The 11,543-nt window shown below is 59.6% G+C and carries 9 protein-coding genes; 2 read left to right on the plus strand and 7 right to left on the minus strand.

Annotated features, from left to right (window positions below):
* Positions 1-50: 50 nt before the first annotated feature.
* Together AC1DRJ_RS01630 and AC1DRJ_RS01635 are read right to left on the minus strand one after the other, a co-directional pair.
* A complete protein-coding gene (locus tag AC1DRJ_RS01630) occupies positions 51-1,427 on the minus strand; it encodes a GTPase/DUF3482 domain-containing protein (RefSeq protein ID WP_477800507.1) in 1,377 nt (458 codons plus the stop codon).
* Positions 1,420-2,799 (minus strand): DUF2868 domain-containing protein, encoded by a 1,380-nt coding sequence (locus AC1DRJ_RS01635; protein ID WP_477800508.1) that lies wholly within the window; start codon positions 2,797-2,799, stop codon positions 1,420-1,422. The genes AC1DRJ_RS01630 and AC1DRJ_RS01635 overlap by 8 nt, the downstream gene beginning before the upstream one ends.
* Positions 2,800-2,884: 85 nt before the next feature.
* On the opposite strand from AC1DRJ_RS01635, the gene AC1DRJ_RS01640 reads away from it, so the two are divergent.
* Positions 2,885-3,397, plus strand: coding sequence for a dihydrofolate reductase (locus tag AC1DRJ_RS01640; RefSeq protein ID WP_477800509.1), 513 nt, complete (start codon positions 2,885-2,887; stop codon positions 3,395-3,397).
* Positions 3,398-3,519: 122 nt separating this feature from the next.
* On the opposite strand, the gene AC1DRJ_RS01645 is transcribed toward AC1DRJ_RS01640, so the two are convergent.
* Positions 3,520-4,911 (minus strand): L-cystine transporter, encoded by a 1,392-nt coding sequence (locus AC1DRJ_RS01645; RefSeq protein WP_477800510.1) that lies wholly within the window; start codon positions 4,909-4,911, stop codon positions 3,520-3,522.
* A gap of 257 nt (positions 4,912-5,168) precedes the next feature.
* Between AC1DRJ_RS01645 and AC1DRJ_RS01650 the strand changes: the two genes are divergently transcribed.
* On the plus strand, positions 5,169-6,224 hold the full coding sequence (locus tag AC1DRJ_RS01650; protein WP_477800515.1) for an HAD family hydrolase: 1,056 nt from the start codon (positions 5,169-5,171) through the stop codon (positions 6,222-6,224).
* Between the two features lie 187 nt (positions 6,225-6,411).
* Here the strand turns inward: AC1DRJ_RS01650 and ilvD are convergent, their stop codons facing one another.
* From ilvD to AC1DRJ_RS01670, 4 genes are all read right to left on the minus strand, one after another.
* A complete protein-coding gene (gene ilvD, locus AC1DRJ_RS01655; protein ID WP_477800511.1) occupies positions 6,412-8,253 on the minus strand; it encodes a dihydroxy-acid dehydratase in 1,842 nt (613 codons plus the stop codon).
* Between the two features lie 258 nt (positions 8,254-8,511).
* Entirely contained in the window at positions 8,512-9,720 is a 1,209-nt protein-coding gene (locus AC1DRJ_RS01660; protein WP_477800512.1) for a multidrug effflux MFS transporter, read from the minus strand.
* Positions 9,713-10,690, minus strand: a complete 978-nt coding sequence (locus AC1DRJ_RS01665; RefSeq protein ID WP_477800513.1) for a diiron oxygenase — start codon at positions 10,688-10,690, stop codon at positions 9,713-9,715. The genes AC1DRJ_RS01660 and AC1DRJ_RS01665 overlap by 8 nt, the downstream gene beginning before the upstream one ends.
* Positions 10,687-11,543 (minus strand): SagB family peptide dehydrogenase (locus tag AC1DRJ_RS01670; RefSeq protein WP_477800514.1); only part of this gene is annotated, 857 nt, incomplete at its 5' end. The genes AC1DRJ_RS01670 and AC1DRJ_RS01665, both read right to left, overlap by 4 nt.

The raw sequence follows: 11,543 nt of genomic DNA on the forward strand, positions 1-11,543 counted from the left end.
GGCGGCGTTCCGACGATGGGGCAAGTGCAATCAACGCAAGGCTCCAGGCTTTACAACTGCTGCGCCAACACCTCAATCTGCTCCTGCCTTTCCGCCTGATTCAACTTCGCCTGCGAATTCAGCGACGACCACTGCGGATGCGCCCGAGCCTTGTTCAGGGCTTCAGGCAGCTTGCCTTCGCGCCAGGTCTTGTCCTGCGGTGTGGCGACCTGAATGCTGTCCATTGCCGCGTGCCCGCGCGCATTCAGCGCCTGTAGAAGTTGGCGCTGACGTAATGCCAACAACCTCAGCACGCTGTCATCAATGGTCAGTTCTCGTTGGCCTTTGATCTTGCCCATTAATCGACTGCCATAGCTGCGTGCGGTTTGCAGTGCGCCGCCGGCAATCGCGCCGGCAAGTGCTGCCGCACCCAGGGTCAGGCCGCCCACCAGCAAGTCGACCCCGGCCCCGGCTGCCGCGCCGGCAGCGATCCCGCTGCCGACCCGTACACCAAGCTGCTTCAAGGTTTCCGGGTTGAACAGATCATCACCCCAGCGGCCATCGAGCAGCGGCAGATCACTGGTCGCGGCATCTTGCGGGCGAAACGCGTACAGCTTGAGCAGCGCTTCAACGCAACGTTGTTCCCGTTGGCGCACGGCTTTGTGCAGTTCGCTGATGGCGTGCTGTTCCTGCGCAGCTTCGCTGGCCACGCTGCGTCGGCAGGCGGCGCAATCAATCAGCAACTCGGCAATCAGCCGCACCGCGCTTTGCTGGCGGGCCAGGCGCTGAGCCTGTTGATCGGCGATCAAACGCTCAAGCTGTTCACGGGAATTTTCCAGCAACAAAGCGAGGCTTTCATAGAGGCGACGTTCGCCATCTTCCGGCGGCGCGACGCTGTCGAAGCGCACCAGTGCATGCAGGCCCAGACGCGCCAACGCTTCACGCCAATCCGGCTCGCGGTGGTTGGCGCTGCTGACGAAATTAAGCACCGGCAGCAGCGGCTTGCCGCAACTGGCCAGCACTTCCAATTCATCGCGGTACTTGGCCAGCACGGGTTCGCGGGCATCGATCACGTAGAGGCCGGCGTCGCAGGTGAGCAGTTGCCGCAACACTTTGGCTTCCTGCTCAAAGCGTTGCCGGGCTTCAGTGCCCTCAAGGAACCTGGCCAGGCGGGCCGGGCCGTCGAGGCGCTCGCCCGGACGTTCCAGGCGTTCGAGGTAGTCGAGCAGGGCGATGGCGTCTTCGAGGCCGGGTGTGTCAAAGAGGTCGAGCAACGGCTCGCCATCCACCGACAATCGCGCGCCTTCGACGTGGCGGGTGGTGCTGGGGCGATGGGACACTTCGCCGAAACCGACATCACGGGTCAACGTGCGCAGCAATGAGGTTTTGCCGACGTTGGTGTGGCCGACCACGGCCAGCTTCAACGGTGCCTTCCAGGCATTAGTCATGACCGCTCTCCAGCCAGTTCAGCGGCGCACAATCGGCGAACGGCAGCTCCAGGTTTTGCAACGCTATATGCCAGTCGCCCAACCGTTCGGCATCCAGCGCTTCGCCGGGTGGTGCTTGCAGCAGCCAGACGCGGGTGGCCGCTGCATTGCGCGCCAGTTCGGCGATCAGCGCGAGGCTGCCACGGTCCGGTGAGCGACGGGGGTCGCAAGCGATGACCAGGCGCGCGGGTGGAAAGCGGGTCAACTGTTCGAGGAGTCGATTGCGCGATTCACGGCTGTCGAGAACGCCGGCGTTGCTCACGGTTTTCGGCAGTTGCGGCGGCCACGGACGTTGGTCATCCAGTTCGACGGCGACCAGCAGCGCTCCGTCGCTTTGCTGATCAGTGACACCGCGTTCCACACGATGCAGCTCCTGCGGCGCAGCATCACTGATGCCGAGGCGTTCACTGGTGGGCATCAATCGTTCGCGCAGTTGCGCATAGCCGGGCAGGTTCAGATCCAGATGCAGTTTCGCCTGGCCGGTTTTCCAACGCCATCGGCAAAACAGCATCAGCAGCAGACGCGGCAGTACCCCGTAGATCAGCAGGACACCCACCAGCCATGCAGCCCAGGCCTGTCGGGCACTTTCGATGTTGAGCGCGGCATCGCCGCTGGCGCGGATCATCTCCACGGTGGGCACACTGAAGCCGAGCAGGGCTGGCAGCGCGCCGAGGGCCTGAGTCATGGCGACGAAGGTGTCAGCGCTCAGAATGGTGGTTTCCCAGACGAAGCCGTAACGCCGGGTGGCCATCAACGTCAGCAGAATCGCCAGGGCGCTGAGCATCACCAGCAGCCACAGGCCGTTGACCAGCGTGCCGATGGCCCAGCGATTGAGTTTCTGTCGTTGCAACAACAGCAGCAGCGCCGGGGCCAGTTGCGCGGCTTTGGCATCGCGGGCGAGTTTTTCGCTGAGCCACAACCATAAGCGCCCGAGGGTGGCGCCCTGTTCGCCGGCGAGGACCAGGCCCAACGCCCAGCTCAGCAACAGAATGAGGTTCAGCCCGAGCAGGCTGCCCAAGGCCCAGAATACGTTCACCGGGAACTGTCCGTCGCCCATCGCGGCAAAGGCCAGACCGGCGCCGCTGACCACGGCCAGCACCGCCATCACGAGCAGCGCCAAACGCGCGCCTTGTAACCAATGCTGGAGGGCGTTGGCCAAACCATCGCGTTCGGCCAGCCACACGGCCCGACGTTGAATCCGCGTCGGCAGGTCACCGCCGGCGCTGCGGGCCAGCCGGTTGGCTTCCAGATCTTCCAGGGGACCGGCGTGCTCTTCACGCAGGCGCACGGTTTCGGTCAGCCAGAGGTTTTGCAATCCAGTCAGTTCAGTCACGCGCCATCCCGTCGCTCCATTGAGCTGTGAGCATAACCGCTGTGGCGCTTATCGGGGTACGGATGGCTCTGGTATCCTCGTCGGCATGACTAAATCACTCCCCCTCAGCCTGATCGCAGCCCTCGGTGAAAACCGTGTGATCGGCGTCGACAACAGCATGCCCTGGCACTTGCCGGGGGATTTCAAATACTTCAAGGCTACCACCCTTGGCAAGCCGATCATCATGGGTCGCAAGACCTGGGATTCCCTCGGGCGACCGCTGCCGGGCCGGTTGAACATCGTGGTCAGCCGTCAGGTGGGCCTGATGCTGGAAGGCGCGGAAGTCTATCCGTCGCTGGAAGCAGCCGTGGTTCGCGCCGAAGCCTGGGCGAAGGAGCAGGGCGTGGATGAGCTGATGCTGATTGGCGGCGCGCAGTTGTATGCGCAGGGGATGGCTCAGGCGGATCGGTTGTACCTGACGCGCGTGGCGCTGAGCCCGGAAGGGGATGCTTGGTTTCCGGAGTTTGATTTGAACCAGTGGAAACTGGTGTCGAATGTGCCGAATCCGGCTGAAGGCGATAAGCCGGCGTACAATTTCGAAGTCTGGGAAAAAGCCTAAAAGCTTCGCCAGCAGGCTGGCTCCCATTGTGAGTTTGAGGTGAAACACGGATTGTGTAATCACCCAAATCCCCTGTGGGAGCCAGCCTGCTGGCGATGAGGCCAGATCAGACGCTAAAGAATTTAAGCGTGAGCCAACTCCGCATGCTCATCCGCACCCAGAAGTTCTTTATCCGTCTGCTGCATGATCTGGCTGGTAATCGCCCCGGCCGTCATCGAACCACTGACGTTCAGCGCCGTACGCCCCATATCAATCAGCGGCTCGACCGAAATCAGCAACGCCACCAGTGACACCGGCAGCCCCATGGCCGGCAGTACGATCAACGCGGCAAACGTTGCGCCACCGCCCACACCCGCCACACCGGCCGAGCTCAGCGTCACAATCGCCACCAGCGTCGCAATCCACAGCGGGTCCATCGGGTTAATGCCCACGGTCGGAGCCACCATCACCGCCAACATCGCCGGATACAAACCGGCACAACCGTTCTGGCCAATGGTCGCGCCGAACGACGCGGCGAAACTCGCGATGGACTGAGGGATGCCCAAACGGCTGGTCTGCGCTTCGATACTCAACGGAATCGTCGCCGCGCTAGAACGACTGGTGAAGGCAAACGTCAGCACCGGCCAGACCTTACGGAAGAAGCGCAGCGGATTGATCCCGGCAGCCGACACCAACACGCCATGAACCACAAACATCAGGCCAAGACCGAGGTAGGACACCACCACGAAACTGCCGAGTTTGATGATGTCTTGCAGGTTGGAGCCCGCGACCACTTTGGTCATCAGTGCCAGTACGCCATACGGGGTCAGCTTCATCACCAGACGCACCAGACGCATCACCCAGGCTTGCAGGGTGTCGATGGCGTTGATCACTTTCTGACCTTTCTCGACGTCATCCTTCAGCAATTGCAAGGCAGCGACCCCGAGGAACGCAGCAAAAATCACCACGCTGATGATCGAGGTCGGCTTGGCGCGAGCCAGATCGGCAAACGGGTTTTGCGGAATGAACGAGAGCAGCAGCTGCGGCACGTTCAGGTCGGCGACCTTGCCGGCGTAATCAGACTGAATGGTTTGCAGGCGCGCCAGTTCCTGGGTGCCGGCCACCAGGCCTTCAGCGGTCAAGCCAAACAGGTTGGTCAAACCGATGCCGATCAACGCCGCCAGGGTGGTGGTGAACAGCAGTGTGCCGATGGTCAGGAAGCTGATTTTTCCCAAGGACGATGCGTTGTGTAGTCGGGCCACGGCGCTGAGGATCGAGGCGAACACCAGCGGGATCACGATCATTTGCAGCAACTGCACGTAACCGTTGCCCACCAGATCAAACCAGCTGATCGAGGCTTTCAATACCGGATTGCCGGTGCCATAAACGGTGTGCAGCGCCACACCAAACACTACGCCCAGCACCAGCGCGAGCAGGACTTTTTTCGCCAGGCTCCATGTGGTGTGGCGGGTTTTTGCCAGGCCAAACAGCAGGGCAAGGAACACCAGCAGATTGAGGATCAGCGGCAGATTCATAAAAACTCCGATCAGACATGTGCCAGCTACCTTCTGGGGCAGCCGCGAGCCGGCAAGCCTAACAGCTTGATATCTAATGAATTAATATCAAAAACAGAGGATGTCTGTCGTTTTTGGAATAAGCCGGTGTCGCTGTCAGGGATGCGGCTGGCGCGATAGGTACGGTAGCGGTCGCTGGCAGGCGAGGCTTGTCACACTGATTTGTTAGCGTGGATGTCATTCACATTCAGGGACTTTTAATAAGGAGAAACATGTCGATGAAATTCGCACCGAAATTACTGGCTGCAGCACTTTGCCTGGGTCTTGCCGGCCAGGCATTCGCCACCGACTTGAAACACTGGCCGGCCGATCAGGCCAAGGCGCTGGACGCGATGATTGCCGCCAACGCCAACAAAGGTAACTACGCGGTGTTCGACATGGACAACACCAGTTACCGCTACGACCTGGAAGAGTCGTTGCTGCCGTTCATGGAAAACAAGGGCCTGATCACCCGCGAGAAGCTCGACCCCTCCTTGAAACTGATTCCGTTCAAAGACACCGCCGACCACAAGGAAAGCCTGTTCAGTTACTACTACCGCCTCTGCGAACTCGACGACATGGTGTGCTACCCATGGGTCGCCCAAGTGTTTTCCGGCTTCACGCTCAAGGAGCTCAAAGGTTATGTCGACGAGTTGATGGCGTCAGGCAAACCGGTACCGGCCACTTATTACGAAGGCGACGTGGTCAAAAAACTCGACGTCAACCCGCCGAAAGTCTTCACCGGCCAGACCGAGCTGTACAACAAACTGATGGAGAACGGCATCGAGGTCTACGTGATGACCGCCGCCTCCGAAGAACTGGTGCGTATGGTCGCCTCCGATCCTAAGTACGGCTACAACGTCAAACCGCAGAACGTCATCGGCGTGAGCCTGTTGCTCAAGGACCCGAAGTCCGGCGAGCTGACCACCGCGCGCAAACAGATCACCGCGGGCAAGTATGACGAGAAGGCTAACCTTGGCCTCGAACTGACCCCGTACCTGTGGACCCCGGCGACCTGGATGGCTGGTAAACAGGCGGCGATCCTGACCTACATCGATCAGTGGAAAAAGCCGGTGCTGGTCGGCGGCGACACCCCGAGCAGCGACGGCTACATGCTGTTCCACAGCGTCGACGTGAAAAAGGGCGGCATCCACTTGTGGGTTAACCGCAAAGACAAATACATGACCCAGATTAACGGCATGATGGCCAAGAACGCTGCGGCCCAGGCCCAGGAAGGGCTGGAAGTTACGGCGGACAAGAACTGGGTGATCGTGAAGCCGGAAGAAATCCAGTAAACACCAAAAATCCAAATGTGGGAGCGAGCCTGCTCGCGAATGCGGTGTGTCATTCAGCATTGATGTTGACTGACCCTGCGCCATCGCGAGCAGGCTCGCTCCCACAGTTGATCTCCAGTGTTTGGGGGATTATGGTCAAAAAAATGCCCCGCACTTGGCGGGGCATTTTTATTTCTGCGATTGACGCTTACAGCCCGTCGAGCATCGCCTTGTTACGCACGGCACCCTTGTCGGCGCTGGTCGCCAGCAGGGCGTAGGCTTTCAGTGCGGTGGTCACCTTGCGTGGACGTTTTTCCACAGGCTTCCAGCCTTTCTGATCCTGCTCGGCACGACGCCCAGCCATTTCTTCGTCGCTGATCAACAGGTTGATCGAGCGGTTCGGAATGTCGATCAGCACTTTGTCGCCGTCCTGCACCAGGCCAATTGCGCCGCCGGCAGCTGCTTCTGGCGAAGCGTGGCCGATGGACAGGCCCGAGGTGCCGCCAGAGAAGCGGCCGTCGGTGAGCAGGGCGCAGGCTTTGCCCAGGCCTTTGGATTTCAGGTAGGACGTCGGGTACAGCATTTCCTGCATGCCCGGGCCGCCTTTCGGGCCTTCGTAACGGATGATCACGATGTCGCCGGCCTTCACTTCGTCGGCAAGGATGCCGCGCACGGCGCTGTCCTGGCTTTCGAAGATCTTCGCGTTGCCTTCGAAGATGTGGATCGATTCGTCGACGCCAGCGGTTTTCACCACACAGCCGTCCAGCGCGATGTTGCCGTACAGAACGGCCAGGCCGCCTTCTTTCGAATAAGCGTGCTCGACACTGCGGATGCAGCCGTTTTCACGGTCGTCGTCCAGGGTTTCATAGCGAGTCGACTGGCTGAACGCGGTTTGCGTCGGAATGCCTGCCGGCCCAGCCTTGAAGAAGTGATGCACGGCTTCGTCGTCAGTCTGGGTGATGTCCCACTTGGCGATGCCTTCGGCCAGGGTCTTGCTGTGCACGGTCGGCAGGTCGGTGTGCAGCAGGCCGCCACGGGCCAGCGAGCCGAGGATGCTGAAGATCCCGCCGGCGCGGTGCACGTCTTCCATGTGGTACTTCTGAATGTTCGGCGCGACTTTGCACAGTTGCGGAACGTGACGGGACAGACGGTCGATGTCGCGCAGGTCGAAATCGATCTCGGCTTCCTGGGCCGCAGCCAGCAAGTGCAGGATGGTGTTTGTGGAGCCGCCCATGGCGATGTCCAGCGTCATGGCGTTTTCGAACGCCTTGAAGTTGGCAATGTTGCGCGGCAGTACCGACTCGTCGTTCTCGCCGTAGTAACGCTTGCACAGCTCGACGATGGTGCGGCCGGCTTGCAGGAACAATTGCTCGCGGTCGCTATGGGTGGCCAGGGTCGAACCGTTACCCGGCAATGCCAGGCCCAGGGCTTCGACCAGGCAGTTCATTGAGTTAGCGGTGAACATGCCAGAGCACGAACCGCATGTCGGGCACGCACTGCGCTCGTACTCAGCGACTTTCTCGTCAGAAGCGCTGGAGTCGGCGGCGATGACCATGGCGTCGACGAGGTCGAGACCGTGGCTGGCCAGTTTGGTCTTGCCGGCTTCCATCGGGCCGCCGGAGACGAAGATCACCGGAATGTTCAGGCGCAGAGCGGCCATCAACATGCCAGGGGTGATCTTGTCGCAGTTGGAGATGCAGACGATGGCATCGGCGCAGTGGGCGTTGACCATGTACTCGACGGAGTCGGCGATGATCTCGCGACTCGGTAGTGAATACAGCATGCCGTCGTGGCCCATGGCAATGCCGTCATCCACGGCGATGGTGTTGAATTCTTTGGCGACACCGCCAGCGCGTTCGATTTCGCGGGCGACCAGTTGGCCCAGGTCCTTGAGGTGGACGTGGCCCGGTACGAACTGGGTGAACGAGTTGGCAATGGCGATGATCGGCTTTTTGAAGTCGTCATCTTTCATCCCCGTGGCGCGCCACAATGCGCGGGCACCGGCCATGTTGCGGCCGTGGGTGGATGTTTTCGAGCGGTAATCAGGCATGAAGCACTCCGGGCGGCTAATCAGGTATCAAAAGGGAAGTGAGCTTCTATTGACGTCTGGAACACTCAGAAATGGCCGTGTGTCCGGAAGTTGCCGATAACTTTGCGGGATCGCCGCGCGCTTCAGCTTGAGCTCATAAACCCGCCGGGGGATGACTGGCGATGAATGTCGCGATTCTACACGGCTGGCGTCAGGAGGGAATGCCGGGAAGCGTTGATCCGGTACAGACGGAGCAGGCGAGATGACGACTGGCAGGTGTCAATCCACCTTCAGCGCCAGATGGCGCCGTGTGATCACGCCATTCAAGCCAAGACCCACGGCACTCAAGGATAGGAAGCACAAGGCAAGCGCCGTGGTCAGGTCGTCGTGCGCGAGATTGATCACCACGCTGATCACGCCACCGCACAGGAAAATCAGCACGCCGCCGACCGAGGTCGATGTTCCGGCGTTCTGTGGGTAGAGAGTCATGGCTTTGGAATTGGCGATAGGCCTGGCAATGGTGGTGCCTGCCGTGCAAATCAGCATGGGGATCAGCACCGCGACAGCAGAAAGACCGAATTGCTCTGCCAACCACAGCATGACCAGGCCTGATAAGGCGATCAGCCCCAAACCAATCACAATCTGTGTGTTGGCCTGCAAGCACCGATGCAGGGCGCTGGCGATGATCCCCCCAATCACGTAGGCCACGCCATACAACAATAGTGCCCAGGCAAATTCGTAGGGGGAAAGCCCCAGACGCTCTATGAAAATGATCGGTGAAACGACGATGAACGAAAAATGGCAGGCAAAGGCCAAGGCTGAAATGAGCCAATAACCCATGAAGCGCAGATCCGAACACACCCGCCAATAAGCGCTGAAAAAATGTCCTTGCGATGCCGTATGACGTTTCGAGTTGTCCTTGAGCAGAAAAAAAACCTTAAGCCAGACAATGACAGCCAGTGTGATAAACACATAAAAGCTGCCTTGCCAGCCAAATTGCAACTGCAACCAGGTCCCCAGCAGGGGCGAAATAGAAATGAACACCCCGCCGCCCGTCACCATCCAGATGCGGATACGTTCCTGTTCTTTGCCGACGAACAAATCCTGAACCAGTGCCTGCGACAATACGAAAGACCCGCATCCCACCGCCTGGATCACGCGAAAGAACAGAAACCAGCTGTATTCGCTGGAAACCAGGCAACCCACCGCACCAAACACCGCTATGGCGATGCCTGCCAGCAGCAGCCTCTTGCGCCCCCAGCTGTCCGACAATGGCCCGACCAGCACCACAGCCATTGCCAGACCGATGGCGAACACGCTGACAGACAGGGCAATTGCGGACGCCGAGGTCTGAAAGTAGTCAGCCAGATCGGGAAAGGATGGCAGCACCACATCGAGGGGGAAAACACCCAAGAGCGTCATGGTCATCAACAGAATGACCATGACCCGAGGTTTATTGCTGTGGGTTGCATCGTGTCCTTCATTCATCAAAAAATCCTGCCTTGGTGAAGAGTTGCCGGTTGGTGGGCAGATCGAAGAACCCTGCTTTATTCAAGGCGCTCAGCGTGGCGCTGGCACCGGAGCGGGCGCGTTGCATGCAGGCTTGCGTCTCGGACAGCCCTTGGATGATTTCTGCGCAGGCTGTCTCCCTGAGGCCGACACTGCGAAAGCTTGCCCTCAACCAACGCTCATCGACCTCAAAGAAGACCCGAATGATCTCCGGCAGCAGTCCGGCGCAGAACAGGCGTTGGGCGCTGTTCAGGTGCAGCCAAAGATGATGAAAAACCTCGGAAAAATAGCGACTGTGTCGCGCCTCGTCGGTGAGGTGGTCCCTGAGCATTTCCTGAACGCCGCGCACCAAAGCGTCTCGACAGATTTCGAGCAAATCCTTGGCAATGATCGTCTCGGAGACGAAGCCGATGAGGAACCAGGCCAGTGGCTTGTGCCTGTCGGGCGTAGGGTCGAGCAGGGCGTTCAGTCGGGTGATTCGCTGCGGCATGACCGGCCGATCGACCATGCCGTAGTGAGCGGCAATCTGCTCGGCGAGGCTATTGGAAAACAGCGCGTGATACCCCTCGTCGGTGTACAACTGCAGCGCGGCCTTTTTCATCCGTTGGGGAATGCACACGCCGAGTTCGCCATGGACGATGGTTTCGACAGACCGGTTGACGATGCGGTGTTCGAGCAAGGTGGTGTAGTCGAGGAAATACACCAGATGATTGGCCGACAGGCGATGAGCGATTTCCCGGCCGGCTTCCTTGACTGCCGGATGATTCAGATACGGCAGGAAGGCTGGCGGAAACCAGTGCCGGGTTTCCAGTTGCTGTTCAACATCCGGCGCTAATAAATAGGTGTGCTTGCTGGTTCGCACGGTCGCCCGGCTATTCCAGTCACCGAGGGTGAAACGCTCGGCCCATCCGTCGGGATGCGATACCTGGTCAATAAGTGAGCCGGTCATGGTCGTAAGTCTTGAGGGCTCAGCAGCGCTTTGAGCTCCTTGCACATCACGTCGCCGTTGCTCTTGCCGCAACCGACAAAAAACAAAGGCTGTTCTGCGCTGTCATTAAGGCCCAGCAGCGTTTCGACCTGATCGTCCGTTAGCGCTCCGGTCAGCCAGGTATTCAATCCCAGTGCGGTGGCCACCAACTGGAAGGTCTGGGAAATATGCCCGGCTTCAACGTAGGCCATCCGATAGGCGCGAGAGTGTTCATATTTCCACCACAGCTTGTCGAATCGACTGGTGATGAACAGGCCCACCGGCAGGTTATTAATGAAGTGTTGCCCGCACAGCAGTTGCCCCAACGGCCTGCTGGGCAGTGGATTGACGAAGCTCAACGCATGCTCGGTGGGATGGTAGGCATAGAGCCCGGGTTCCAGGCCGCTGACATTTTGTACAAACAGGAACCCTTCACAGGCGTTCAGCCCGCCCCCGGATGGACTGGTACGCCGGGCGCCAAGTCCTTCAGCGATGCTTTCATCGACGTCATCTTCCCGTTCGCGCAAGTAGCCCAGGGACAAGTAGAGCAGTGCGCTGACCTCTTCAGGTGAGAGGGAATTACCTGTGAAGGTTCGACAGGTTTTTCGGTCAATCAGGGTGTTTGCCAGAGAGCCTTCCGGTAGGCATGCAGGTTTCGGCAGCCAAATCAGCTCGCCTGCCAGGCGTTCCGCGAGTCGGGTGTCCGGGGTCGGTGTGGCCAGGACTTCGCTGCAATGGTTCAGATACTCTCTGGACCATTCATGAATGTCTTGTGGGGTATGTTGGCAGGGAATGTTTTTGGTGCCGATATGAAATATCTTCGACAGGTCATCCC

It is taken from the genome of Pseudomonas sp. P5_B2, assembly GCF_056400445.1.